We start from the raw sequence: 26,291 nt of genomic DNA on the forward strand, positions 1-26,291 counted from the left end.
ACCCTATTTTTGTATACAATACTGCCTACATGATTCCGGACAAACCCTTCATCGAGATCGTCGAGGTCGCCCCGCGGGACGGACTGCAGAATGAAAAGACGCTGTTCTCGACGGAACAGAAAATCATGCTGATCGAGCATATGGCGGCGGCGGGCGCGCGACGGATCGAGGTGGCAAGCTTCGTCCGGGCCGATCGCGTGCCCCAGATGGCCGACGCCGAAGCCGTGATCGCGGGTCTCGCCCTGCCCGACAATGTCGTGACGATAGGGCTGGTCATGAACAAGCGGGGCCTGTTCCGTGCGCTGGAGACGAAGATCGGCCAGATCGGCGCGGTCTGCGTGGCCAGCGACAGCTTCGCGCAGCGGAACCAGGGACAAAGCTCCGCCGAATCCGCCGATGTTGCGGGCGACATCGTCCGCATCGCCCGCACGGACGGCCGGGATGCGCAGATCACGATCGGCGCCGCTTTCGGCTGCCCGTTCGAGGGGGAGGTTCCCGCCGATCGGGTCGTGGCCATGGCGGCCCGCCTGGCGGAAGCGGGACCGGTGGAGATAGCGCTGGCCGACACGATCGGCGTCGCGGTGCCCGCCCAGGTCCATGATCTGGTGGAACGGGTGCGCCGCGCCATCGCCCCCCTTCCCGTTCGGGTCCATCTGCACAATACCCGCAACACCGGCTATGCCAATGCATGGGCAGCCATCCAGGCGGGCGCGGCAACGCTGGATTCCGCCGTCGGCGGCATCGGCGGGTGTCCGTTCGCGCCCAACGCCACCGGCAATATCGCCACCGAGGATCTGCTGTACATGCTCGACCGCTCCGGCGTGTCGACGGGCATCAGGCTCGATCGGGCGATCGAAACCGCCCTGTGGCTGGGACAGCAGATGGACCGCGACGTTCCTGCCCTGCTCAGCCGCGCAGGCCCCTTTCCCCGTCCCATTTCTCCAGCCACGAAGGATGATCGATGAGCTACCGCCTGGGTGTCGATGTCGGAGGCACCTTTACCGACCTGCTCCTGTTCGCCGAGGACAAGGGCACATTCTGGCGCCACAAGACGCCATCGACTCCGCATGACAGTTCGGTCGGCATCCTGACCGGGGTGGAGGCGGTCTGCGCCAAGGCCGGGATCACGCCGTCCGACGTGGAGATATTCCTGCACGGCACGACCGTCGCGACCAACGCCGTCCTGGAGGGCAAGGGCGCGCGCGTGGGGCTGATCGTCACCCAGGGCTATCGCCAGATCATGCAGATCGCACGCAGTTTCGTGCCGGGCGGACTGGCGGGATGGATCGTATGGCCCAAGCCCCAGCCGCTCGCCGCGCTGGAGGATACGTTCGAGATCATGGGGCGCATGGATGCGCGCGGCAACGAGTTGCGGCCGATCGACGACGACGATATCCGCGCCGCCTTGCTGAAGATCAAGGCGCAGGGCGTCGAAGCGCTCACCGTGTCCCTGATGAACGCCTATCTCAACGGCGCGCATGAACGCCGCGTGGGCGAACTGGCGGCCGAAATCCTGCCGGATGTTCCCGTGTCCCTCAGCCATGAAGTGCTGCCGGAAATGCAGGAATATGAGCGGACGCTGACCACTGTCGCCAATGCCGCGGTGCGTCCTGTGGTCGGCCGTTACGTCCGCAATCTGCGCGCCAAGCTACGCGATGCGGGCATGGCGGGCCAACTCAGCCTCCTGCGCTCCGATGGCGGCCTGATGTCGTCCGAAAAGTCCGAGGAACAGCCGGTATCGCTGCTGATGTCCGGTCCGGCGGGTGGCGTCACCGGCGCGATCTGGGTCGGCAAGAATGCCGGGATCAGGAACATCCTGACGCTGGACGTCGGCGGCACGTCCACCGACGTCGCGCTCATCGAGAATCTGGAAGCGCGCCGCGTCCGCACCACCGAAGTCGGGCATCTGGCGGTCCGCGCCTCCGCGCTGGACGTCAAGACGGTGGGCGCCGGCGGCGGTTCGATCGCCTATGTGCCCCAGTTGACGGGCGCGCTGCGCGTCGGCCCGCAATCGGCGGGCGCGGTGCCCGGCCCCGTCGCCTATGGCAAGGGCGGTACGCTTCCGACCGTGACCGACGCCAATGTCGTGCTCGGCTACCTTCCCGAAGCGCTGCTCGGCGGCAGCTTCAAGCTCGACCGGCCAGCCGCCGTCGCCGCCGTCCAGACCATCGCGGACGCGTTGGGCATCGACCTGTTCGAAGCGGCGCGGGGCATCATCGACATCGTCAACGAGAATATGTTCGGGGCGCTGCGCATGATCTCCGTCCAGCAGGGCTACGACCCCCGCGACTTCGCGCTGATGGGGTTCGGCGGTGCCGGTCCGCTCCATGTGAACGCGGTGGCGCGGCTGATGGGCAGTTGGCCCGCCGTTTCGCCGGTTTCCCCCGGCGTGCTGTGCGCCCTGGGCGATGCCACCACACGGATGCGGACGGAAACGGCGCGCTCCTTCTCCAAGCTGGCATCGGACACGACGGTGGATGAGCTTTGCGGCATCCTGCGCGACATGGCCGATGCCATCACGGCCGACGACACCGAAGTCGATTTCGAGGTCGACGTGCGCTATTCCGGTCAGGCCTTCGAAGTGCCGATGCCGGTCACGCTCGACGCCCTTGAAGCCGAAGGTATCGCCAACCTCACCCGCCGGTTCGACGATGAGCATCGCCGCCTGTTCACCTTCAACATGGACAGCCAGCACGAGATCGTGAACCTGCGCGCGATCGGGCTGGGCAAGGCGCTCGACCTGCCGGCCGCACGCCTGCCGGAGGGGAATGGCGATCCGTGCGAAGCCAAGATCCGCGATCATGAACTATGGATCGACGGCCGCATGCAACCGGCCGTCATCTACGATCGCGCGAAGCTGAAGGCGAAGGACGTCATCAAGGGTCCCGCCATCGTGGTGGAAATGGACTCCACGACCCTCATCGAAGCCGACTGCGTCGCCACCGTCGACCATGTCGGCAACATCCTGATCACCCTGGCCTGAACGGAACGCGATCCATGCCCGCACGGATAATCCAGAGCAACGAGACGAGCTTCGCCAAGACGACCGTGGACCCGGTGACGCTCGAAGTCATTGAAAACGCGCTTCGCAATGCGCGCACCGAAATGGACGCGACCCTGGTTCGCACCGCCATGTCGCCCGGCATCCGGGAACAGGGTGACGCCTTCCCGCTGATCGCCGACCATGAAGGACGCATGATCGTGGGCCAGTTCGGCTCCTTCATCGGCGGCTTCCTGAACGGATATGACGGCACGGTGGAGGAAGGCGACATGTTCCTTCTTTCCGATCCCTATTCGGTGGAAGGCGCCGTCAGCCACAGCAATGACTGGCTGGTGCTGCTGCCGGTGTTCAAGGACGGCCGGCTGCTCGCCTATACGGCGATGTTCGGACACCAGTCCGACATTGGCGGCAAGGTTCCCGGATCGATGCCGATCGACGCGACCAGCATCTTCCAGGAAGGGGTGCGCATCCCGCCGGTGAAGATCTATCGCAACGGGCAGTATAACGAAGATCTGGTGAAGCTCGCGCTCCACCAGTCGCGCACGCCCGACTGGTGCGCCGCGGACCTGAATGCCCTCATCGCTTCCTGCCGCGTGGCAGCGCGGCGGATCGAGGAGATGGCCGATCGCTTCGGCATCGACACTTATGTCACGGCCACGGGAGAACTTCTGGCGCGCAATTATCGCGCGATGAAGACTTTGCTGGGTCAGGCCATCAGTGAGGAAAAGGTCAGTTTCGAGGATTATATCTGCGACGACGGGATGGGATATGGGCCATATAAGCTGAAATGCACGATGTGGCGCGAGGGCGAGAAGGTCATTCTCGACTTCACCGGCACCGATCCCCAATCGGTCGGGTCGATCAACTTCTATCTCAACGAAAACATGTTCAAGATGTTCTTCGGCATCTACATGATCATGGTTTTCGATCCGATGATCCTGTTCAATGACGGCTTCTACGACCTGATCGACGTCAGGATCCCGGATGGATCGTTGCTGAAACCGAAATTCCCGGCGGCGCTTTCGGGGCGCACCCATGCCCTGGGCCGGATCTTCGACATATTGGGCGGCCTGCTCGGCCAGAAGACGCCGCAATTCCTGAATGCGGCCGGTTTCTCTTCCTCGCCCCATCTCTTCTATGCCGGCACCGACCGGAAGGGGGACTGGTTCCAACTGTTCCAGATCGGCTTCGGCGGCATTCCCGGCCGTCCGCTGGGCGACGGGCCGGACGGTCACTCGCTCTGGCCAGGGTTCACCAATGTGCCCAATGAATTTCTGGAGCGCTATTTCCCGCTGGTCATCGAACAATATGGCACGGTCGCGGATTCGGGCGGCGCGGGCCTGCATCGCGGCGGCAACGGGATCGTCATGTCCTACCGCTTTCTGGAGCCCGGCGTGATCGCCGTCCATGACGACCGCTGGTTCGTGCCGCCCTGGGGCGTCAATGGCGGCCGCCCCGGCGCGCGGGCGCGCAAGATACTGGAAAAGCCCGATGGCACCCGGACGATCATCGGCAACAAGGTCGAGGATTTCACGGTCGAGACCGACGACGTCCTGCACTTCATCACCTGGGGCGGCGGCGGCTGGGGCGACCCGCTCGACCGCGATCCCGCACTGGTGGCGAAGGAGGTCGTCCAGGGCCTCGTCACCGTCCAGGGTGCCCGTGCCTATGGCGTGGTGCTCGATGGCGAGGGCAGCGTCGATGAACGGGCGACCGCCGACCTGCGCGACAATATGCGCCGGGAACGCGGTGCGGTCGGGGTTTTCGACTTCGGGCCAGACCTTGAGACGCTGAGGGAACGCAGCCTGGAGGAGACCGGCCTCCCCGCCCCCGTCCAGCCCCGGTGGAATTCCCAACATATCGCAGCCGAGTGAGATTATGACGAAGAATGTTGAAGGCGCGCTCGCGGGCATCCGGGTGATCGAACTCGGACAGCTCATCGCCGGGCCGTTCTGCGGCCAGCTTCTGGGCGACATGGGCGCGGAAGTGATCAAGGTCGAACCCCCCGCCCAGGGCGATCCGATGCGCAACTGGGGGCATGGCGACGCCAAATTATGGTGGGAGGTCGTGGCGCGGAACAAGAAATCCGTTTCCGCCAACCTCCGCATCCCCGAGGGGCAGGAACTCGTCCGCAAACTGGCGGCCACTGCGGACATATTGATCGAGAATTTCAAGCCCGGCACGATGGAGAAATGGGGCCTGGGTTCCGATGCGTTGCACGCCATCAACCCCCGCCTGATCATCGTGCGCGTGTCGGGATATGGGCAGACCGGCCCCTATTCCAGCTATGCCGGCTTTGGCGGCATCGGCGAGGCCATGGGCGGTTGGCGCTACATCGTCGGCGACGCGGACCGTCCGCCCAGCCGCGTGGGCGTGTCGATCGGCGACAGCCTGGCCGCGACCTATGGCTGCATGGGCGCCCTTGCCGCTCTTCACGCCCGCGAGCGGACCGGCAGAGGCCAGGTGGTCGACAGCGCCCTCTATGAGGCCGTCCTGCAGGTCATGGAAAGCCTGGTGCCCGAATATATGATCTCCCATCATATCCGGAAGCGCACCGGATCGGTCCTGGAGGGCGTCGCGCCTTCCAATGTCTACCAGTGCAGCGATGGCGAATATCTGATCGGCGCCAACCAGGACGCGGTCTTCGCACGGCTTTGCGAAGCCATGGGCCGGCCCGAACTGGCGTCCGATCCGCGCTATGCCACCCATCTGGCGCGCGGGCAGAATCAGAAGGAACTGGACGAGCTGATCGAAAGCTGGACGCGCACGCTGACCGTCGAAGCCGTCGAGGCGCTGATGATCAAACACAGCGTCCCCGCCGGCAAGATCTACCGCGCGCCGGAGATGCTGGAAGATCCCCATTTCGCGGCGCGCGATGCGCTGGTGGAGGTGGATTCCCCGCGCTGGGGCAAGTTCAAGATGCAGAACGCCTTCCCCAAACTGTCGGATACGCCCAGCAGCATCCGTACGCTGGCCCCTGCCACCATCGGGCAGGATAATGAGGCGATCTACGGCGAACTGCTCGGCCTGGACGCGGCGGAGCTCGAGCGGCTGAAGGCCGTGTCGGCCATATGAAGGACGAACTGGCCGCCAACTATGCCGGAGCGTTCGACGGATCGCTCCGGCCAGGCAGCAGGATAGCGCTGTTGATCATCGACGTCGTTCGCGCCTATCTCGATCCGGCATCGAGCCTCTATGCCCGGGCAGAGGATGCGCTGGCGTCGAACCAGCGATTGCTGGCCGCCGCCAGGACGGCGGGAGTGCCGGTCATATTCACCAATGTCGAATATCAGGCGGGGGGCACGGATGGCGGCCGGTTCTTCAGGAAGGTTCCCGCCCTCAAGGCGTTTCTGAAAGGGTCGCCGCTGGGCGCCTTCCCGGAGACGCTTCAGCCCCGCAGCGACGAAATCGTCGTCACCAAACAATATGCCTCCGCCTTTTTCGGCACATCGCTGGCCGCCACGCTCACCAGCCTGGGGGTCGACACGCTTCTGATCACGGGATTTTCCACGTCCGGCTGCGTCCGGGCGTCGGCGGTGGACGCGTTGCAGCATGGCTTCATCCCGTTCGTCATACGTGATGCCTGCGCGGATCGGCATCCCGGACCCCATGAAGCGAACCTGTTCGATCTCCAGGCCAAATATGCCGAGGTGGTTGGCGAACAGGCCGCGATCGACCTGCTTCGGCGAGTTTGAACGGATTTAGCCTTCCCGACCATTTCCTCCGACATCGGCACAAACAAAAATCCCGGCTTATGCCGGGATTTTTCTCTCGACCGCGCGGGAACAGGCTTGCGCCCGTCCCGGTGACGGGAATCAATTGGTCGATACCGTCGTCACGACATCGTCATAGGGTTGGTTCGCGAGCTGATGTTCCAGTTCCTCCCGTTCCTGATGCACGATGCGCAGCACCACATCCAGATAGGTGTCGCGCAACGCGTTCCGGATCTCGCGCACCTTCTCATCGGGCTCATAGGCGTCGACCGCCTCGGGGCTGATCGATTTACCCTCCGCGGACAGGCGCTCGATCGTGTCGATCCGGTCGCGCAGGACGGCGACCTCTCCCGTCAGCGCCAGCGTGATCGCCATCAGCTTGTCGACGGCGGGATCTTCGAAATAGCTCGGCCGCTGACCGCGCGCCTTCTTCTGCAATTCTACCATAGATGACTGTCTTCTCTGCCAATATCGGCGGGGCTGTGCGCCCCGCCATTCCCTATTATTTCTGCGCGCCCCAGACGTACCACATGCCGGCGCCGCCAAAGTCGCCGCCCTGGAAGACCTTGGTTCTCTCCGCTTCCGCAGCGTCGAACACGCTGGTCTGCATGCCCTCGAACGCCTTCGCCGGGTCGAAGCCGGTTTCGCGGGCGATGTCGGCCGACACGATTTCGTGGCTCGCCCCCCAATAAGGCTCGTTATTGTTGCGCGTGTCCCAATCGAGCATGAAGGCATCGAAGGCCTCCAGCGCCCGATAGGGCGGGGTTTCGGCATGAATGACCACGCCGCCCGGCGAGAGCAGCCGATGGGCTTCGCGCATGATGTTGCGCATCGCCTTGTGGCTGGTTTCATGAACCAGGATGTGGCTGACGATCAGGTCGAAGAAGCCGTCGTCGAAATTGGTATGTTCCGCGTTCTGCTGGCTGAAATGGACCTTCTGGCCCAGATCCTGCGCCCGCGCATGGGCGTAGCGCAGAACCGGAGCGCCGACATCGATGCCGTAGACCTCCGCCTCGGGATAGGCATCACAATAGGGCAGCGTCGAATGACCCACGGTGCAGCCCATGTCGAGAATGCGTCGGGGCTTCAGATCGGGGAAATTCTGCTTCAGATAGGCGATGGTCGTATCGCCGATATCGGAGTTGAATGGCCCCATGCGACCCATGGCATAGAGATAGACGGCCCGGTCGTAGACCGCACCGTTCGCGACGTCATTCTGCGCGAAATCAGTATGGTATCCGCCCGGCATGCAATGGATGTCGACCATCCGGTGGTAGCGCGGAATCTCCATATCGGGATTCAGCGTCAGCGTGCCGCCCGCATCCCCTTCCGTCCGGCCAACATCGATCAGCGTGTCGAGCGAGCGTTGAACGGGGACCTGCACCGCATTCCACATCATTTCCTGGCTGTTGCGCTGGAGCGCGGACCAGAAGCGGAAATAGGGATCGTCGGCCATGGCCTTGCGGATTTCATGATAGTTGGCCGGCGCGCTGCCTGTCGCCGCGGCATAGGCCTTGCCCGCCCGCGCCTCATAGGCCAGCCGGTTGCCGGGCGCCACCTTGCTGGCAAGATGCAGTTTCAGGCTCTTCACGAATTCCTGCCGCGACGCCTCGTCGGAGACCGTCTTGGGCAACACCGCATGACGATATTGGGTTTTCAGATCAATTGCCGCTTCCATGAGCTTTTCCTTTCCATCGCAACGTCAACATCCAGTCCGACCCGCCCGGCGGCCGGCTGCCCGGCCGGATGTCTCCGGCCATTCCTTGCATGCCGACACCGCCGGCTCGGGCTGTCCCGCACTATGTTCGGCCGTTCCTGATCTCCTCCAGAGTCGGGAACGGATAATCGGGACTTGGGGGACAAAAGCAGATGTGCCGAAATGGCTCCTTGCTCGTGATCCTGACATGTTTTCGTGCACCTACGGGATAGCTGTACACTGTTCCCGCCCTGATCGTCGCCCGGACCATTTCGGAATAGAGGGGAGGCATATAGACCTCCACCTCCATCTCGCCCGAAATGGCATATTGGATCTCGTCATGGGCAAAGGTCCAGACGAACTCGTCACCGGGCATGAAGTCTTCGATGATGATCTGACAATTGGGCTGGTTGATCGCGCTATATCCCCTTATCCGCACGCCCGGATTGAAGGGCAGGTCGAACAGCGGCGCCTGATCCAGCGCCGCATGATCGATGTCATGCGCTTCGAATATGGAGCGCGCGGCAGGGGCCAGCCCGATCGCCATCAGAACTTCACCTTGGCTTCCACGCCGACGCTGCGATCCGGCGCCCGATACACGGCGTGCGCGATGGGCAGGATCACGACGGCTTCGCTATTATATTTCTCGTTGAAGAGATTCTTCGACCACAGCGCCAGTTCCCAGCGATCGCTGCTGAGGCCGATACGGGCATTGACCAGGTCGACCGGGTCACGCTTGGTATTGGGCTGGTTGCGCTGATCGTACCAGATCGAACCCGTCCGCGAATAATCGCCGCGCAGCAGGAAATCCAGCCGGTCGTTGATCGGTTGCGTCAGTTGGAAACCGGCGCTGAGATTGTAATTGGCGGCGAACGGTACGCGCTTGCCGATGATGTCGGCCCGATCGACCGGATCCTGGCTGTCGATGTCGACGATCTTGGTATCGGCAAGACCATAGCCGCCGAAGATGGTCAGCGTGTCGGTCAAGCGGGCGTTGATGTCGAATTCAAAGCCCTGGATGCGGGTCCGCTTGATCTGCGAAATCGACTGGATACCGCCCGTCGGGAAGAATTCGAACTGCTGCGCGTTGCTGACCTTGGTGTAATAGGCCGCGCCGTTGAAGCTCACCCGGCGGTTGAACCACAACGACTTGAAGCCGATTTCGTAGGAGTCGGCGACTTCCTTGCCATAACTGTCCTGGACCAGAACATTGGGAAGGCTGACCAGCAGCGTGTCGCGCGTCCCGATCGGGTTGAAACCGCCCGACTTGAAGCTCTTGCCATAGCCCGCATAGATGGACCCGTTCCGTCCGGGGAATTTATAGGTCAGCGTAGCCTTTGGCTGCATCTGCTTGAACGTCCGGTCCGCATGGCAATCGGCAGCGGCACGGCCGGTCGTCGCGACGCAGAGATTGTAGGTCGCCTGAGGAGCGCCCGTCGCGACACCGAAGAAAGGATTGGCGATGTCGGGCGTCAGCGTCCGAATGGACCGCCGCTCGATATCGTAACGCAGGGCGCCCTGGAACTCGATATTGTCGGTAATGTCATATTGGATATTGCCGAACGGCGCGAAGTTGCGGGCACGGTAGAGATTGTCGTCATAGTTGAGCGTGCCGTTATTGGTTTCAGGCCCGTCGATCCCGCGCGTGGGCAGGATGCTGCCGCCGCCGATCAGGTTGCGCGTGATCGGCGAAACCAGCCCACTGAACGGGGGCAGCAAGTTGCCCGCCCCATCCGTCGGCAGACGACCGTTCAATCCCTGTTCGGTGGTGAACCGGCGCTTGGACTTCAGGAAGAAGACACCAGCCTGCCAGCGCAGCGGCCCGTCATTGGACGATGTCAGGCGCAGTTCCTGGATGAAGGCGCGGTTGGCGATACGGAATTTCTGCGTATTGTCGCCGAACAGCACCAGGGCATCGATCCCGCCCAGCGCACCGCTGACAAAGTCGTTTCCACCATAGGACCATCCTGCATAGGGATAGTTCTTGGCCTGATAATTGTCGCTGATCATGTTGTAGGACGTGACAGACGTCAGCTTCGCAAATCCGAAGTCATGATCGATCTTCAGCGATGTCGAGAATTTGTCCTGGCGATTGCGGCCCGGCACATCATTGGTGAAGGGCAGGCTGGTGTCGTTGGTGTCGATCCGGGTCACGGGAACGCCGCCGATGGTCGTGCCGACGACCTGCGCATTATAGGCGATGGCGCCGCCCAGCAGCCGGCTGCCGTTGAGCCGGAAATCGACATTGGTGTTTTCGCCCGCTTCCCAGTCAAGCCGCAACCTGGCCAGCTTTTCATTCGACCGCATCGGCTTTTCGCCGGTGTTGATGTTCGTGTAGGGTCCATCCGTGTCGTTGAACGCCACCGAGGCGCGGAAGCGGAGCTTGCCGGGAATGATCGCCCCGCTGACGCTGCCGTTCATGCGGCTGGAGTTCCAGTTGCCGTAGCCGGCCGTCACCTGCCCCTCGAAATCGTCCGTAGGCGCCTTGGTCGTGATGACGATCGCGCCGGCCGACGCGTTGCGACCGTACAGCGCGCCCTGCGGTCCTTTCAGCACTTCGATCTGCTGAATGTCGAACAGTTCGCCGTTGAATTCATTCTGCGTGGCCAGTTGCACCCCGTCGATCACCACCGCCACGGCGCCCTCGGACTGGCGAATGGAGGTCTGGCCGCGGATGTTGACGAAGAATTCGCCGGCGTGGTTGGCGACCTGGAACGACACGTTCGGCGTCATGGCAAGGAAATCCTGCGGGCGCGTGATCCCGGCCCGGTGGATCGCGGTCGCATCAAACACCTGGACGGCAACCGGCACTTCCACGAAGGCCTGATCGCGCTTGAGGCCCGTCACGACGATCTCGGCCTCATCAGCTCTGGCCGCTTTGCTGACGGGATGTTTATTGTCGGCGGCCACATCCTGCGCATTGGCGGACATGGCCAAAGCGGCATAGGCAAGTGCGGCAACGGAAGTCGTGAGCTTGAGCATTTTTTCCCTTCCCCTTTTGATAGCAGCGCCTTCAGGCGTCGGATAAGCTGGACTCCATTTCGGTGTCTCATTATTTGTATACATTATTGAATGGAATTTTGGCCTGGTGTCAACCGGTAAAATTCAGCCTTTCGACATGGAAAGAACGCATGCGAACAAGCGAAAATCTTCGATTTATCAAGATTTATCTCTATATTTCAGTGTTTTAATTAAATATCGATAGATATTCGAAACGTCGGACCCCGGAGCGTGATGCAGAACCAGGATGGACGACCGAGGGACGCGTCACCTCCGAATGAACCAGGAAATTCGAGCGAGGCCGACGCTGTCGGCAATGAGGCAGCGATAGCTACCGGCATGCGGGTTGGAATCACGAAATATTACTGTAAATCAATTATTTATTCCATATTTTCTGTTGCCGTACCGATGGCCCCACATGTCGGCTGAAGAACGGCTTTTAGCGCCATTTCGAATTTGGGATGGCAATCCCCAAAATTTTGCATACATTCTTGCTTATCATTTAGGAGGTGATTCATGGACCATACAAGACGGGACGAACCTGGCTTCTACAATCTGCTGGGATTGAATCGATCCCGCCTCGACGCTCCCGATATACTTGACGGCTTGAATGGATCGTTGATGAGCGCCGATCCGCGCTCGGGCTCACGCACCTTCGTGCTGGACCTGCCGCCCGGCTGGCGCGGCCGGACCGATGCCCAGCTCGCGAGCCTGGAGCTCTTCCTGCTGCGCGGCGACCTCTCGCTCAACGGCGATCGCGTTGGCGCATCCGGCTATGTCCATGTTCCACAACTATGCGGCGGCGGCGAACTCTATTCCGAAAGAGGCGCGCTCGCGCTCGCCTTCTGGAATCCCAACATGCCTGCATTCCCCTTCCCCTACACGCGCAACCGTGTCGTCCGCCCGTGGGAGGAACAATGGGTCAACAGCATGCCGGGCTGCACCGGGGCGATGCACAAGTCCTTGCGCAAGCCTGACCCCGTTCCCCATCCCACGGACGAAGGTTTCGACGGCGGGCCCGGCGGATATATAAGGTTCCAATATCTGGAACCCGGCCTGATCGCCGCGGGGGAACATGTCCATCACGAATGTTTCGAGGAAATCATCCTGCTGCAGGGCGACTGCTTCCTGGTCAATGAAGGACAGATGGGCATCGGTAGCGTCGTGGTCCACCCGCAGGAATGGTATCATGCGCCCTTCGCGTCACGGAGCGGCGCGCTCATCCTGGTGCATACCGATGCCCCGATGGGCTATCCCTGGCCGCCACGCCCCTATCCGGAAGCGGAGAAGCTGGCCCAGGCCTATATGGACAGCGCCGCATGGGATGTTCCGACCGAACATGTGTGCTGGCATGATCATCCGATCGCCCGGATGCAGGAGGAATCGAGCGCCTATCAGGCATGGCGCCAGGGTGAAGGCCGCAACAAGTGGGGCGATGAGGACGTGGGCGACAAGGTCCCGTATATGCCCGGCAAGCAGGGCACATCGTCGAAATTCCGTGCCAGCTGGACGCGAAAGGAGTGCGGCGAATGAGCCGGTTGATCTGCTTCCTGCCCTATACGCCGCGCTCGGATTCGGAGGAGCGCGGCTATGAGCAATGGCTTCAGGATGTCGACAATCCCTTCTTCAACAGTCGCCCGCCGGTGCATCATTATACCAACTGGCGGGTCGCGGGCGGGCCCACCGAGGCTTTTCCCTATACCCATTTCGATTTCCTGCTGATCGAACCGGGCAAGACGGCGGACGATGTATGGACCGACGGACCGCTCGCCGAATTCGCCGCCAATTGGGTGAAGCTCTGGGGCGTCGCGCCCGAGGGCGATCCCGCGCTCAACTATCAATGCTATGTGGCGGAATATGTATCCGGCGATGCGGGTGCCTATGCGCCGCTGATCGAGATATCGCTCGACCTCTCTTCCGTCGGGGAACAGTGGCGGATCACGCAGAATGTCGTCGGCCAGGCGCAATCGCCGGGATTCACGCGCCGTTTCATATCCCGGTCCGACCCGGCATCGAACGCCATCATCGGAGAACTGGTCGCCGGCCCTCGATAAGGGCCGGCACGATCCGACCGGAATGCGAACGGGGCCGACGACATCGGCCCCGTTTCGTCTCAGGATGATTTCTCCACTGTGGAGAAGAAGGCGGCGATGCCGTGAGCGAACCGGTCGGGATCGAGATCGGGTTCGAAATTGGCACCTGCAATATCCAACACCCTCGCGTCCGGGCGGATTTCTCGGGCACGGTCCAGATAGGGACGGAGCACGTCCTGCGGCGCCGCCATGATCAGGATCGGACATGCCAGTTCGCGGTAGAAGCGGGTGAAATCCTGCCCCCATACCGCGCTGTAGGACTGGATGCGGCCCCACCATGCCCGCAGCATGTCCGCCATTTCGCGATGGAAGAGCATGACATCCTCATGCGCGCCCAATGCGCGGAGATAGTCCCAATTGTCGAGCAGATAGGAACCGCTGACGGTCGGGGTGAACGGCGTTCCGAAATGCCGGGAAAATTCGATCCGCTCATCCTCCGTCAGGGGCACCGGGCCCGCCAGCGTGACGCTCTTGGCCAGATCGGGATAACGCGCCGCCATCTCCGTCGCGATACAGGCGCCGGTATGATGGCCGACGAGATGGCAACGATCGATGCCGGCGGAGCGGACGGCCTGGTACATCCAGTCGACATATTGGCTCATGGGCGGCTTGGTATCGGCCGCGGGATCGAAAGAACCGCCGAAGCCCGGCGTATCGAAGGCATAGCAGTCCCAGGAGCCGCCGATCCGCTCGAACGTCTTCAGATACATCTGGCTTGAACTGGCAGTCTGGTGAAAGAAGACCACCGGGCCACGGTCGCCTGCCGCATGCCTGTAATGGACCTGTTCTCCCTCCGCCGTTTCGCAATAGGCCTTGCGCACATGCACCATTCGAAAATCTCCGAGGAAAGGGCTTCAGTTCCGAGCGGCGACGCTGGCCGCCACCGATATGGGATAGCCCGGATTGGGATAGGTGATGCACAGATGGCGGAAAGGTTCGTCGGACAGAACGCGCCACACGACGCGGCATCCACGCGGCAGGAAATAGACCGATCCGGCTTCGGCGACGACCTTGCCGGTTTCCAGCATCAGCGGTGGCAGATGATATTCGATCTCCGCCCGGCCGGAAACGACATATTGAACTTCGTCATGAGCAAGTGTCCAGACAATGTCGACGCCCTTGAAGAAGTCCTCATAATTGATCTGGCAGGCAGGTTCGTCGATGCCGGTGTTGACTGCCCTGAAACGGGACCCTGCGGCAAAAGGAAACTCCAGGTCGGGCGCCTCGTCAAGGTCGCTGTCCCGACAATTGTAAAGACCGAATTTTCCCCAGGAAATCGCGTCCATCTATCACTCTCCCGATGGTAAAACAGACTCTCAGAGCCCCAACGAACCCGGATTGACCCGCCGTTGCGGATCGACCACCGATTTCACGCCCTTGAGCAGGTGGACCAGCGTGCCGTCGGCCATCATTTCCTGATAGGGATAATATTTGCCGATCTGCAGGTGCAGGGCGCCAAGGGAATCGAACAGACCGCGCAATTCGTCACGCAGTCCCAGCGCCACGGCGCGCCGTTCCTCATCGGCGGGGATATCCTTCCACTTTTCCGCAAATTCAGGCTCGATCAGTGAAAGGCGGAACGGCCCGAGCGCATCGCGCCAGTAAAAGCTCGGCTCGATCACGAATTCCGGCCCCGAAAAACACGTCAGATAGGAGGTCTTGATCCCATGCTTCTCCATCAACGGCTTGCGCTCCGCCAGAAATTTCTCCGTGGCCTCGGCAGCCTTCACCGCGACCGACAAAGGGAAATATCCATGGACGGGAATCCATATCTCGCCGTCAGATCCCAGCAAGATCGTACGCACGCCACCAAAGGGAGCATTGCGGAATACGGTCGGAATACTGCTCGCCATCTCCGTTCCGCCTTCTTCGACGCAGATTTCGGCGGCGAGGTCAGTATGTTCGGCGGCGACACCTTCCGTCAAACCATCCAATGTCATGTGCAGCGAATAGGGCACGTCCTTCAGGATCTTCTTGCCGCCGAACGCGACCTTCGCCGCCCGCTTCAACCCTTTCAGGCCGCCTTTGCGCGCGATCTTGCCGACGATGGAAAGACCTTCCTCGAACGTGATGCCCTGCTTCTCGAAACCCGCATTATAATAGGGATCGAACCCGTAACATTCAGAGGCTATGCCCAGCCGGGCGATGCGGACCTGCGCCGCCAGCATCGCCGCCAACGTGTCGAACCGATAGGAAAGATAGCCGGTGTGCTTCGGCGCCGGAACGAGGCGAAGAGCAGCGGCCGCCTTTATTCCCATGGCCCCGGTGTCCGCGAGGAAAATGCCCGTCATGTCAGGGCCGAAATGCCGCCAGAACGGACTGCCATGCTTGTGCCCCCAGGATCCCGTGCTGACAACGGTCCCGTCCGCCAGCACCACCTTCAGGCCAAGCACGCTTTCCGCCGCTGTTCCTCCCGTTCCCGAGCCATGAAACAGGCTGTTCTGCGACAATGCGCCGCCAACCGTGGCATAGGCACCGGACAGCGGCCCCCAATAAGGCGTACGCAGGCCGAGCGGCGATAGCGCTTCATGCAAGGTCTTCCACGTGCAACCACATTCGACGATCACGTACATATCGTCTTCGTTGATTTCGAGAATGCGGTTCATCCGCCGCATGTCGACCAGCACGCTGTTCTTCTCGACGGGCGTGTAGCCGCTGGTATAGGACATCCCGCCTCCCCGCGCGACGACCGCCCGCCCCTCTCGGGTCACCAACTGCACGGACGCGGCCAGTTCGTCGATGCTGGCCGGCTGAATCACTGCATCCGCCACCTCGCCCGGCCGCCAACTAAGATCGGTGGAGAAGAAATCGCGACGCTCCGCATCCTCGATCATATGCTCCGTGCCCACTATCTGGCGCAAGCGGTCCATGATTTCCGGATTATGCGACCTATCAGCAGCTGACATGAACATCCTTTCCATTTTGCCGTCCATATTGTATGCATTTTTGTAGACATGCAAGTCTGTCGATGATGAATACGATGTTGCTTGGCCGCAGGCTTGTTCCGCGTTAAAGGGCGGCCATGAAGAACCAAGGTGGAACTCCGTCGAAGACGGACGAATCGAACGCCGCGTCTCTTGTGAGTTTCGTCGTGGACTCGATCGTGGAAGGCGTGCTGAAAGGACAATATGTCCCCGGCCAGCGCCTGATCGCAGCAGATCTAGCGGAAGAATATGGAGTCAGCCGCGCACCGGTGAGGGAAGCGCTGCACGTTCTGGCGGGCGAGGGCGTGGTGGAACTCATCGCCAACAGAGGTGCGCGCATCCGCAAGCTGGGGGTGGAGCAGCTATTCAATTTCCTCGAGTTCACAGAGGCCCTGCTCGCCGTCGGCGTTCGCCGCGTCACGAACAAAAAGCTCAAGCGTGATGAGATCGCCCTTATCGAGAAGGCTTTCCAGGATATAGAACAGCAATGCGAACGGAAGAATGCGCGGGAACTTCTATCGGCACTTCATCGTTATCATACCGTTTTGAATAAGATATCAGGCAATGACTTCGTGGAATTCTTTTACAATAGGCCGTATATAAGATTTTATACGTCCCTTATCCATGAATTTGCACCTGGCGATAATTGGACGCAGTTCATACACAATTACCGCCTTATTCATTCGACAATTCTTTCTGGGGACGAGCATACCTCAGTCGCAACATTCGTCGCCCATATCCGCTGGGTACTCCAAATGATGCGCGGATAATCGATAGCGACCTGCCAGATGATCGCCACCTGATCCCGATGAAATAGTCCGGACGCTTGGCGGCAAAGGTCGGTCCATGTTGCATCCCCATTGCATGGAGCCGCCTGGAAATCTCGGAAATCACCGGAGAATGGCGGAATTGCGCGGGTTTCGATGGCAACACGAAATCGCCCGTTCCCGCACTGGATGAGTTCAAACCCATTGAATTCATGAGATGAAAATGGTGCGCCCAACAGGATTCGAACCTGTGGCCTTCGGATTAGGAATCCGACGCTCTATCCTGCTGAGCTATGGGCGCGCCGTGACGGCTCTATGCTGCGCGAAGGATGCGGTCAATTCTTCACTTCAGGGGGAACCACCGGAAAAGGCAGCGGGGCGACCTCCACACCCTCGGCGATCAGCGCCCGCGCCTCTTCCAGCGCGACCTCGCCATGGATGCTGCTGCGGTCCTGTTCGCCATAATGCATGGCGCGAGCCTGTTCGGCAAAGCCGCGCCCGACCCAGGTGGACCCTTCCAGCGCCTTCTGCTGCGCCCGCGCCAGTGCCTGGATCAGTTCGCGCATCTTCGCCTCTTCGCCCGCACCCATGGCGATCGATGCGCCATCGGACGGGGCGAGTTGGGCCGGCAATGCCTCGGCCCGGCTGTTGCCCTTGGGCGCGACGGCGGGCGCCATCACGGCCTTTCCCACCTCGGCGTCGCCGCAGAGCGGACAGGAGAGCAGGCCCCGCCTCTTCTGATCCTCATAATCGGCGCTGGAACCGAACCAGGCCTCGAACACATGGCCTTGGGATTGGCATTTGAGGTCGAAAACGATCACGACACTGTCACATCCATGGGCAATGATCGCCGGTTGGCGAGCGCAGGCACCCGCCCGCGCACTTCCTCTATGCGCGACAAGTCGATCTGCGCAAGAGCCAGACCGGCGGTTTCGCCCATGTCGAGGACGATATCCCCCCAGGGGTCGACGATCAGGCTGTGGCCATAAGTGTCGCGGCCGTCGGCATGATGGCCGGTCTGCGCGGCGGCGATGACGAAGCAGCCCGCCTCAATCGCCCGCGCCCGCAATAATATGTGCCAGTGCGCCCTGCCGGTCGGCACGGTGAAGGCGGCGGGCATCAGGAGCACGGTCGCGCCGGCATTGGTGAGCGCCCGGTAAAGGTCGGGAAAGCGCATGTCATAGCAGACCGACAGCCCCATCCGCGCCCAGGGGGTGTCGACCGCGACAACCCGCTCGCCCGGCCCGTAGACCGAGGATTCGCGCCAGCTCTCGCCCGTCGCCAGATCGACGTCGAAGAGATGGATCTTGTCGTAGCGGGCGCGGATTTCGCCGCTGTCGTCGATCATGAAACTGCGATTGGCCCAGCGCCCGTCGATGCGTTCGTCCTTCAGCGGCAGGGACCCAAGATGCACCCACAAGCCCTGTTTCGCCGCAGCCTCCCGCACGGCGGCCAGCACCGGATCGTCAGCCTCGGATCGCAGCGTCGCCGCCGCCCGCTGGCGGTCGCGGTCCAGATATCCCGCCATTTCCGGGGTGAAGAGCATATCCGCCCCCTCCCCTTTGGCACGCGCCGCCATTTCCGCGATCGCGGCGGCGTTGGCGGCAGGATCGACCCCGCTGGTCATCTGGAAGATCGCGGCGCGCATCGGACTTATGCTCCCAGCAATGCGTCGAGCTTGCCCTGCCGGTCGAGCGCCGCCAAGTCGTCGCTGCCGCCGACATGCGTGCCGTCGATGAAGATCTGGGGCACTGTCGTCCCGCCATGGGCACGGCCCAGCATTTCCTCGCGCTTCGGTCCGCCCATGGTGATGTCATATTCCTCGAACGGAACGCCCTTGCCTTCCAGTAGCGCCTTGGCGCGGGCACAATAGCCGCACCACGCCTTGGTATAGATTTCGACCTTCGCCATCTGTCTCGATACTCCTTGTCTGCCGAAATTGTGGCTCGGCGCGCCTTTGTCAATCGTCCGCATCCGGCACGACCCGCGCCCAGCAAAGAAGATGAACGCTCGCCGCGCCGCCGCGTTTCAGCGTCCGGGCGCAGGCCGCCGCCGTCGCCCCGCTGGTATGCACGTCGTCGATCAGCAGCACGGCCCGTCCCTGGAGGCCATGGTCCGATGCCAGCGCAAAGGCCCCCCGCACCACCTTTGCCCGCGCCTTCATGCCCATGCCCCGCAACGGCATGGTCCGCCGGGTCCGGAGCAAGGCGTGGTGATCGACCGGCAGCCCCGCCATCCGCCCCAGATGCCGGGCGATCAGCGCCGACTGGTTGAACCCGCGCCACCACAGGCGCCAGCGATGCAACGGCACCGGCACGATCACCGGTTCCTCCACCGCTGGAAGCTGCCGCGCCATCTGCCGGGCGATCAGGCGTGCAAGGCCGATACGCCGCCCATATTTGAGCCGCAGCGCGACGGCGCGGGCCACATCGCCATAGGCGAGCACCGCCCGCGCGCTGTCGAAGGGCGGCGGATCGGCAAGGCATGCGCCGCATTCCGCGCCCAGCCCCTGCTCATAGGCGAAGGGGACGCCGCAGCGCGCGCAGCAAGGCTCGCCCAGGAAACGCATGCCAGTCCAACAGGTCAGGCAGAAGGCGTCATCGGCATCCACGATCAGCCCGCAACCGGGGCAACGCGGCGGAAGGGCATAGTCGAACGCGGGACGCAGCAGGCTCTTGAGCAAGGGGGAGACCTTGGAAAGCGGCGGGAGGGACATCATCTCCCTTGTTCCCGCTCCGTCGCCGATGCACAAGGCCCGCCATGACCAATCCCGACATCTTCGACCGCACCCTGCGCGCCAGGCGGCGCGACCGGATGATGGCGCGCTTTGCCGACCATGATTTCCTCTACCGGGCGATGCTGGACGAACTGCTCGACCGGCTGGGCGACGTGCAGCGCGAATTGAAGGAGGTGCTGGTCATCGGCTGCCCCGACGGCAGCGCCAGGGCGGCTCTGGAGGCCATGGGGAAGACGGTCGTCTGCGCCGATCCCGGCTTTGCCGCGGCGCGCGCGCAGGGCGGGGTGCAGGTCGATGAGGACGCCCTGCCCTTTGCCGACGAGAGTTTCGACCTGGTGGTCGCCTGCGGCACGCTCGACAGCGTCAACGACCTGCCGGGCGCGCTGATCCTGATGCAGCGGGTGTTGCGGCCGGACGGGCTGATGCTGGCGGCCTTCACCGGCGCGGGGTCGCTGCCCCGGCTGCGCGCCGCGCTGATGGCCGGCGAAGGCGACCGGCCGGGCCAGCATGTCCATCCGCAGGTCGATGTGCGTTCGGCGGGCGACCTGCTGGCGCGGGCGGGCTTTACCATGCCGGTCGCGGATGGGGATATGCTGACCGTGCGCTATGGCGATGTGCTGCGGCTGATGCATGACTTGCGCGGCATGGGGGCGGGCAATCTACTGGTTTCCCGACCGCCCATATTGCGGCGGGAGGCGATCGCCGGGGCGGCCGGGCATTTCGCTGCCGCCGCGGATGAGGACGGACGAACGGCGGAGCAGATGGCGATCGTCTATCTGAGCGGGTGGAAGGCCGATCCCGGTCAGGCGAAGCCGGCGCGGCGCGGCAGTGCGACCGTGTCGTTGGCGGAGGCGCTCAAACCGAAGCATTGACGGCGATGCGCGCCAATCGCCCGGAAATGGCTGTTTTACGTCGAAGTTCACACTGTATGCGCGCGCGTGCCAGGGCGCGCGTGTGCGAAGGCAGGAGGATCGGACGGTTCAAAGAGGGATGCGGGATAGACCCGCGGGCGCGGAATAGGACAGGGTGAAATGGGCACCCGTTGGTAAATAGGATGTTTTTTCAGCAACCCGTTGCCGTTGGGCATCCGTCGGTCTGAGCCAGAGTCGGGAAAGGGCCATGAGCGGCCGTCACATCCTCCTTACCCGGAGCGTGGGGCCGGAGCATGGGGGGATGAAGGGGGGATGTCCGCCGTCCGCCCAAACCACCGGAAGCCATCAGGCCGCCAGGCGAAGGAACGGCACCGGCTCGGTGGAGCGCAGGACGATGGGCTTGCCTTCGGACGCTTCGAACAGTTCGCCGTCCAATATGACGCTGCTGTGGTCGCCCTCTATGCGGATCACGTCGCCCTGTTCCAGATGGATACCCTGCATCTGGGCCTTGCCCACACGCCTGGTCACACTGGCCCAGAAAAGGCGCAGCAGGGCGGCCAGATTCTGGTCGACGGCCATCAGCTTCATATTGCCGCGCCGGCTGTCGCCCGGCTGCACGCCGAGCAGCAGTCGTTCCAATGTCGTCACGATCAGCACGGCGAAGCGCCCGGCCAGTTGCCCGTCGCGGATCAGGGAGATGCGCACCGGACGGCTGGATTGCGGCAGGAATCGGGCACGAACCCCAAAGACCAGCGAGACGAGTACCGCGATGACCGTCAGGAAATGACTGATACCGTTGGACAGGCCCAACGGATAGATCTGGTTGCGGCAATAGAGCATATAGTCCGCCAACCCCGCCCCACCCAGGAACATGCCCAGCACCGGCCGGCTTTCCGCCTGCCCGTCCGACAGCGCGATCAGTTCGCGCGCCACGACATGGTCGTCGACGCCCGCCTTGGCGATCTGGACGATCCTTTCCAGCGCCTTGATCGGATCGCCATGGATGCCGAGGTCAAGCGCGATCAGGTTGGTCTTGCCGTTGGGCAGCACCGCGATCGGCGGCACGCGGCCCTGGAAATGCTCGCCCTGATAAAGTTCGGTCAGCGCCGCCTGCACCGTGCCGTCGCCGCCGTTGATGACGATGACGACCGGATCGACGCGGGCGATGGTCTGGAGCGCCCGGCCGATCTGGTCGACATGCTCCACCTCATAATGGAAGATGTCGGGGTTGCTCGCGCAATAGCTGCGCACGCGCGGAAGCGTCTGCCGGTTGCCCGTGGATTTGGGATTGGACAGGAGGGCGACGCGGACCATGGTCGGGGGATCACATATATTTGAGGTTGATGGTGATCTTCGTCACGCCGGGGCCTGCATAGAAGGCCGCCTTCTCGACCCCCGGCTTGCCCAGGTTGAAGATGCTGATCGACGGATTGTTGGAAAAGCCGCCGCCGTCGCGGGAAATGTCGGTCTTGCCGTTGCCGTCGCGGTCATGGCGCACGGCGATTCCATATTTGCCCGGTTGGGGCACCGGCATGCAGAAGCGCATCTCGCCATTGCTGGCCTTCACCGGCACGTCGATGCGGCCCAGCCATTCGCCCTTGGCCAGCCAGGCGGCCTTGGTCGCGGGATAGGATTGCACGCGCACCGTGCCGGTCGAGGCGGCAAAGCCGCGCACGTCGACCAGGACCGCCGGCCCTTTCGCCGTGGCGGAGCAACGTTCCAGGTCGTTGCCGATCTCCATACCATGGGCGATGGCCGGGGCGGCCGCGAACAAGGCCCCCACCGACATCAGTCCCATTGCAACTTTGAACATGACCATCCAACTCCGTGAAGCTATAGCCGCCCGTTGACACCGGACGGCGAGCCCCTGTTCGCCCCGCAACTTACCTGACTCGCATATGGGGGGGGTTTGCGGCCAAATCATGGTGATGGGACGACCACATAGAGAAATGCTGACAGCCACCGACAGATATCTCGCCCGCCTGATCGCCCTCCCCATGCTGGGGACGCTGGTGATCTCGGCCATGCTGCTGGTGCTCGACAAGATGCTGAGCCTGTTCGACTTCGTCGCGGCGGAGGGGGGACCGGTCAGCGTCGTGTGGCGGATGCTGGCCAACATGATGCCCGAATATCTGTCGCTGGGCATTCCGATCGGCCTGATGCTGGGCATATTGCTGGCCTTCCGCAAGCTGGCCATGTCGTCCGAGCTGGACGTGATGCGGGCCGTCGGCCTGTCCTACGGCCGCTTGCTGCGCGTGCCCTATATGTATGCGATCGCGCTGGCGCTGCTCAATTTCGGCATTGTCGGCTTCGTCCAGCCGCTGTCCCGCCATGCCTATGAGGCGCTGCGCTTCGAACTGCGGTCGGGCGCGCTGGGCGCATCGATCAAGGTGGGCGAGTTCACCAATCTGGGCAAGCGCATGACCCTGCGGATCGAGCGCAGCCTGGATGAAGGCCGCAATCTGCAAGGGATTTTCGTCCGCGCCATCGGCAAGGACGGCCAGACCGTCGCCGTGACGGCGGCGCAGGGCGAATTCCTGGCGACCGACGATCCCGACACCATCATCTTCCGCCTGCGCGACGGCGTGCTGGTGAACGACGCGCCCAAATATAAGTCGCCGCGAATCCTGTCCTTTTCCAGCCACGACCTGCCGATCGACCTGCCGCAGATCGAGAAGTTCCGGGGCCGCGACGTCGACCGGGAAAAGACCATCCCGGAACTGGTGACGATCGGCCATGATCCCGGTACGCCCGACAAGCTGCGCAACGAGATCCGCGCCAATTTCCATTTCCGCATGGTGGAGGTGGCGATGATGATGCTGCTGCCGCTGGCCGCGCTCGCCTTCGCCATTCCGCCCAAGCGATCCACTTCGGCGCTGGGCGTGTTCCTCTCGATCGTGTTCATCGTGACCTATCACAAGATCAACGAATATGGGCAGGGCGTGGGATCGCTGGGCAAGATCGACCCGATCATCGCGCTATGGGGGCCGTTCCTGCTGTTCGCCGGGCTGATCCTGTGGATGTATCATGTGATCGCGCACCGGCCGGGCGGCCAGCCGATCGCCGCGCTGGAATATGCCTTCGCCAAGATCGCCAAGCAATTCCTCCGCCTGCTGGGTCTTGTCCGGCGGCGGCAACCAAGGGCGGCAACCATGGCGGAAGGAGCCGTCTGATCCATGCACCAACTGAATTTCTTCCCGTCGCGCCAGCTTAGCTGGTATATGGCGCGGCTGTTCCTGACCCGGACCTTCGCGGTGCTGGCGATGCTGGTGGCGGTGCTCCAGACGCTGGATCTGCTGGGCGAATCGGGCGACATCCTCGCCTATGCAGGCAATGGCGACGCGCAGCTCTGGCATTATGTGGCGCTGCGCGCGCCGCAGATCGTCGCCCGCTTCCTGCCCTTCTCCGTGCTGCTCGGCACGCTGATCATGCTCGCCAGCCTCAACCAGAACAGCGAGATCATCTCGATGAAGGCAGCGGGGCTGTCGGCGCATCAGATATTGGCGCCGTTGCTGGCGGCGGCGCTAGGCGTGGCAATGATCAGCTATGCCTTCAACGAACGGATCGTGGCGCGATCGACCGCGCGGCTTTCGGCCTGGCAGGCGGTGGATTACGGCCCCCTCCCTCCCGATAGCGGCATCAAGGCCAGCCCGTGGGTGCGCGACGGCAATAATCTGGTGACCGCCGCCATCGTCGCCGGGCGCGGCACGGCGGTGCAGCTCCGCAAGGTGGAGATCTTCAACCGCGTCAACAATACGCTGACCACCATCGTCCAGGCGCCCAAGGGGCATTATGACGCGGCCAGCAAGAGCTGGGTACTGGAAGGCGCGCGGCAGTTCGACGTGGCGCGGGGGACCGAACGGCAGATCGGCACGGTCCGCTTCGGCCATGACATCCGGCCCGATCAGTTCACCCTGGCCAAGGTCGATCCCGACGCACTGACCTTCAGCCAGTTGCGGGCGGCGATCGGCGACCTGCACGATGCCGGGCGGCCGACCGCGGAGCTGGAGGGCAGCCTGTGGCATAAGCTGTCGGGGCCGCTGTCCGCGCTGCTGATGCCGATCCTGGGGTCCGTGGCGGCGTTCGGGCTGGCGCGGTCGGGGCAGTTGTTCGTGCGCGCGGTGATGGGGATGGCGCTGGGCTTTGCCTATTTCGTGGCGGACAATTTCTCGCTCGCCATGGGGAATCTGGGGGCCTATCCGCCGTTCCTGGCGGCCTGGGCGCCGTTTCTGCTGTTCCTGCTGGTGGGCGAAACGGTGCTGTTCCGGACGGAGGAATAGAGAAAAGGCCGGGATTGCCCGGCCTTTTTTACCCTTATCGACGAACCATCGTGCTCTGCGCGATCTTGCCGACCAGCGGCCACATGCCGGGATAATTGCCCTTGTGATAGGGCGAATCGCTCGCCAGCGTCGCCACCAGCCGCTTATGTGCCTCACCCAGCGCGTGATAGGGCACGCTTGGCAGCAGGTGATGCAGCGCATGGTAGCGCAGGCCCACCGGCGCCCAGATCGCGGCGAAGGGCGAGGGTGGCGGCACATTCACCGAATCCAGATATTGGGCGGTGACGGTCATCGCATCGCCCTCATTTTCCCAGAGATGCGCGACCAGCGTGCGGAGCTGGTTGATGACGGTCATGGCCGAATGAACGGCCATATAGGTGAGCAGCGGTTTCCAGCCGAAGGCGAAGACGCTGCCGATCAGCGCCAGCGCGAAGAGGCAAGCGCCCGCTTCCTGCCAGGCCCACATCCGCGCGAAATCGCCCTCCGGCGCGCGGCGGCGATAGGCGGGGTTGATCGAGAGCGCGGAAAATTCCGCCACCACCTTGCGGCGCAGCGGCGGGACGATCAGGCTGAGCGGCGTCAAGACGCCGAAGCGCAGGATGAGACCGATCGGCGCCAGCGCCGCCACCAGGATGAACAAAGGCAGCGACCAGGGCTTCATCAGCGCCAGCGGCAGATATTCCGGGTCGTTCGCCGTGCCGTAGCGGGTGCGGGCATGATGCTGCGTATGCACGTCCTCATACATGAAGCTGGGGATCATCAGCGGAATGCCGACGAGCAGGTTCCAGCCGAAGCGGAAGCCGGGCAGCGCGCCCTTGCGGATATGGGTCAGCTCATGAATGAAGCTCGCCGCGCGGTAGAGCGCCAGCATCGCCACCAGTCCGAACGCCAGCATCGTCGCGCCCTCGGTCAGGATCGCACCGGCCAGCGCGGCGTAGCCGATCAGCGCCGACACCAGCAGGTCGGGCCAATAGATGGCGGGCTTTGCCGTCGACAGCTCTCGCGTCAGGTCCGCCGCCGCGCGCAGCATCGCCGCATCATCGGGAATGGCGCTTTTCGTCCGCGACGCGGCCGCAACAAGGGGATCGTGCACAGTCATGCCGGGGTTCCTAAAGGGTAAATGCGCTGCAATTGGGGCAGCAACATGACGATTTGGCCATCATGATCCCATCCGATCATGTCCCGATTGACATTCGCCGGACAAGCGA

At 62.8% G+C, this 26,291-nt stretch carries 25 protein-coding genes and 1 tRNA gene; 11 read left to right on the plus strand and 15 right to left on the minus strand.

All coding sequences use genetic code 11. The features are described 5' to 3' along the window. Window positions 1–29: 29 nt before the first annotated feature. Genes CAF53_RS04595 through CAF53_RS04615 form a run of 5 tightly spaced genes read left to right on the plus strand, consistent with a single transcriptional unit; the run spans window position 30 to window position 6,696 of the window. Window positions 30–965: a hydroxymethylglutaryl-CoA lyase gene (locus CAF53_RS04595; RefSeq protein WP_100237453.1), complete on the plus strand. Its 936-nt coding sequence runs from the start codon at window positions 30–32 to the stop codon at window positions 963–965. Further along, window positions 962–2,983, plus strand: coding sequence for a hydantoinase/oxoprolinase family protein (locus tag CAF53_RS04600; RefSeq protein WP_046764802.1), 2,022 nt, complete (start codon window positions 962–964; stop codon window positions 2,981–2,983). Before CAF53_RS04595 ends, CAF53_RS04600 begins: the two co-directional genes overlap by 4 nt. 14 nt (window positions 2,984–2,997) lie before the next feature. Then, window positions 2,998–4,875 (plus strand): hydantoinase B/oxoprolinase family protein, encoded by a 1,878-nt coding sequence (locus CAF53_RS04605; RefSeq protein WP_100237454.1) that lies wholly within the window; start codon window positions 2,998–3,000, stop codon window positions 4,873–4,875. 4 nt (window positions 4,876–4,879) lie between these two features. Next, complete coding sequence (locus CAF53_RS04610) at window positions 4,880–6,076, plus strand: CoA transferase (RefSeq protein ID WP_046764804.1); 1,197 nt, start codon at window positions 4,880–4,882, stop codon at window positions 6,074–6,076. Further along, window positions 6,073–6,696, plus strand: a complete 624-nt coding sequence (locus CAF53_RS04615) for an N-carbamoylsarcosine amidohydrolase (RefSeq protein WP_100237455.1) — start codon at window positions 6,073–6,075, stop codon at window positions 6,694–6,696. The genes CAF53_RS04610 and CAF53_RS04615 overlap by 4 nt, the downstream gene beginning before the upstream one ends. A 120-nt stretch (window positions 6,697–6,816) precedes the next feature. Here the strand turns inward: CAF53_RS04615 and CAF53_RS04620 are convergent, their stop codons facing one another. From CAF53_RS04620 to CAF53_RS04635, 4 genes are all read right to left on the minus strand, one after another. Further along, entirely contained in the window at window positions 6,817–7,161 is a 345-nt protein-coding gene (locus CAF53_RS04620) for a hypothetical protein (RefSeq protein WP_046764806.1), read from the minus strand. Between the two features lie 55 nt (window positions 7,162–7,216). After that, window positions 7,217–8,392, minus strand: a complete 1,176-nt coding sequence (locus CAF53_RS04625; RefSeq protein ID WP_046764807.1) for a class I SAM-dependent methyltransferase — start codon at window positions 8,390–8,392, stop codon at window positions 7,217–7,219. Window positions 8,393–8,513: 121 nt separating this feature from the next. Next, complete coding sequence (locus tag CAF53_RS04630; RefSeq protein WP_046764808.1) at window positions 8,514–8,957, minus strand: hypothetical protein; 444 nt, start codon at window positions 8,955–8,957, stop codon at window positions 8,514–8,516. Beyond that, entirely contained in the window at window positions 8,957–11,392 is a 2,436-nt protein-coding gene (locus CAF53_RS04635; RefSeq protein WP_197707363.1) for a TonB-dependent receptor, read from the minus strand. Before CAF53_RS04635 ends, CAF53_RS04630 begins: the two co-directional genes overlap by 1 nt. A gap of 534 nt (window positions 11,393–11,926) precedes the next feature. Between CAF53_RS04635 and CAF53_RS04640 the strand changes: the two genes are divergently transcribed. Further along, window positions 11,927–12,943 (plus strand): hypothetical protein, encoded by a 1,017-nt coding sequence (locus CAF53_RS04640; protein ID WP_100237457.1) that lies wholly within the window; start codon window positions 11,927–11,929, stop codon window positions 12,941–12,943. After that, a complete protein-coding gene (locus CAF53_RS04645) occupies window positions 12,940–13,464 on the plus strand; it encodes a hypothetical protein (RefSeq protein WP_046764811.1) in 525 nt (174 codons plus the stop codon). Before CAF53_RS04640 ends, CAF53_RS04645 begins: the two co-directional genes overlap by 4 nt. Window positions 13,465–13,523: 59 nt before the next feature. Here the strand turns inward: CAF53_RS04645 and CAF53_RS04650 are convergent, their stop codons facing one another. From CAF53_RS04650 to CAF53_RS04660, 3 genes are read right to left on the minus strand one after another with little or no spacing between them, the layout of a single operon-like run. Beyond that, the gene (locus CAF53_RS04650; RefSeq protein ID WP_100237458.1) at window positions 13,524–14,333 is read right to left on the minus strand and encodes an alpha/beta hydrolase; all 810 of its coding nucleotides are present in this window, start codon (window positions 14,331–14,333) and stop codon (window positions 13,524–13,526) included. A gap of 24 nt (window positions 14,334–14,357) precedes the next feature. Further along, on the minus strand, window positions 14,358–14,789 hold the full coding sequence (locus CAF53_RS04655; RefSeq protein ID WP_046764813.1) for a hypothetical protein: 432 nt from the start codon (window positions 14,787–14,789) through the stop codon (window positions 14,358–14,360). 30 nt (window positions 14,790–14,819) lie between these two features. Then, window positions 14,820–16,409 carry an FAD-binding oxidoreductase gene (locus tag CAF53_RS04660; RefSeq protein WP_157801223.1) on the minus strand — a complete coding sequence of 530 codons (1,590 nt, stop codon included), beginning with the start codon at window positions 16,407–16,409 and terminating at the stop codon, window positions 14,820–14,822. Between the two features lie 116 nt (window positions 16,410–16,525). On the opposite strand from CAF53_RS04660, the gene CAF53_RS04665 reads away from it, so the two are divergent. Beyond that, window positions 16,526–17,197, plus strand: a complete 672-nt coding sequence (locus CAF53_RS04665; protein ID WP_100237460.1) for a GntR family transcriptional regulator — start codon at window positions 16,526–16,528, stop codon at window positions 17,195–17,197. Between the two features lie 221 nt (window positions 17,198–17,418). Here the strand turns inward: CAF53_RS04665 and CAF53_RS04670 are convergent. The 5 genes from CAF53_RS04670 to CAF53_RS04690 all read right to left on the minus strand — a co-directional run bounded on the left by CAF53_RS04670 (window position 17,419) and on the right by CAF53_RS04690 (window position 19,913). Then, a tRNA-Arg gene (locus tag CAF53_RS04670) sits at window positions 17,419–17,495 on the minus strand. Between the two features lie 34 nt (window positions 17,496–17,529). Further along, complete coding sequence (locus CAF53_RS04675; RefSeq protein WP_046764814.1) at window positions 17,530–18,015, minus strand: DUF1178 family protein; 486 nt, start codon at window positions 18,013–18,015, stop codon at window positions 17,530–17,532. Beyond that, window positions 18,012–18,842 (minus strand): carbon-nitrogen hydrolase family protein, encoded by an 831-nt coding sequence (locus CAF53_RS04680; RefSeq protein WP_046764815.1) that lies wholly within the window; start codon window positions 18,840–18,842, stop codon window positions 18,012–18,014. Before CAF53_RS04680 ends, CAF53_RS04675 begins: the two co-directional genes overlap by 4 nt. A gap of 5 nt (window positions 18,843–18,847) precedes the next feature. Further along, window positions 18,848–19,105 (minus strand): glutaredoxin 3, encoded by a 258-nt coding sequence (gene grxC, locus CAF53_RS04685; protein WP_046764816.1) that lies wholly within the window; start codon window positions 19,103–19,105, stop codon window positions 18,848–18,850. A gap of 49 nt (window positions 19,106–19,154) precedes the next feature. Next, window positions 19,155–19,913 carry a ComF family protein gene (locus CAF53_RS04690; protein WP_046764817.1) on the minus strand — a complete coding sequence of 253 codons (759 nt, stop codon included), beginning with the start codon at window positions 19,911–19,913 and terminating at the stop codon, window positions 19,155–19,157. Window positions 19,914–19,954: 41 nt separating this feature from the next. Between CAF53_RS04690 and CAF53_RS04695 the strand changes: the two genes are divergently transcribed. Next, window positions 19,955–20,803: a methyltransferase domain-containing protein gene (locus CAF53_RS04695; protein ID WP_046764818.1), complete on the plus strand. Its 849-nt coding sequence runs from the start codon at window positions 19,955–19,957 to the stop codon at window positions 20,801–20,803. A gap of 345 nt (window positions 20,804–21,148) precedes the next feature. Here CAF53_RS04695 and CAF53_RS04700 read toward each other — a convergent pair whose 3' ends face one another. Then, window positions 21,149–22,117, minus strand: a complete 969-nt coding sequence (locus CAF53_RS04700) for a diacylglycerol kinase family protein (RefSeq protein ID WP_046764819.1) — start codon at window positions 22,115–22,117, stop codon at window positions 21,149–21,151. Between the two features lie 10 nt (window positions 22,118–22,127). Continuing rightward, window positions 22,128–22,622 (minus strand): DUF2141 domain-containing protein, encoded by a 495-nt coding sequence (locus CAF53_RS04705; RefSeq protein ID WP_046764820.1) that lies wholly within the window; start codon window positions 22,620–22,622, stop codon window positions 22,128–22,130. Between the two features lie 130 nt (window positions 22,623–22,752). On the opposite strand from CAF53_RS04705, the gene lptF reads away from it, so the two are divergent. After that, the gene (gene lptF, locus CAF53_RS04710; protein ID WP_046764821.1) at window positions 22,753–23,976 is read left to right on the plus strand and encodes an LPS export ABC transporter permease LptF; all 1,224 of its coding nucleotides are present in this window, start codon (window positions 22,753–22,755) and stop codon (window positions 23,974–23,976) included. 3 nt (window positions 23,977–23,979) lie between these two features. After that, on the plus strand, window positions 23,980–25,083 hold the full coding sequence (gene lptG, locus CAF53_RS04715; protein ID WP_100237461.1) for an LPS export ABC transporter permease LptG: 1,104 nt from the start codon (window positions 23,980–23,982) through the stop codon (window positions 25,081–25,083). 34 nt (window positions 25,084–25,117) lie between these two features. Here lptG and CAF53_RS04720 read toward each other — a convergent pair whose 3' ends face one another. Further along, window positions 25,118–26,182 carry a fatty acid desaturase gene (locus tag CAF53_RS04720; RefSeq protein ID WP_046764823.1) on the minus strand — a complete coding sequence of 355 codons (1,065 nt, stop codon included), beginning with the start codon at window positions 26,180–26,182 and terminating at the stop codon, window positions 25,118–25,120. Window positions 26,183–26,291 lie beyond the last annotated feature (109 nt).

It is taken from the genome of Sphingobium sp. LB126, assembly GCF_002795205.1.
Lineage (GTDB): Bacteria > Pseudomonadota > Alphaproteobacteria > Sphingomonadales > Sphingomonadaceae > Sphingobium > Sphingobium chungbukense.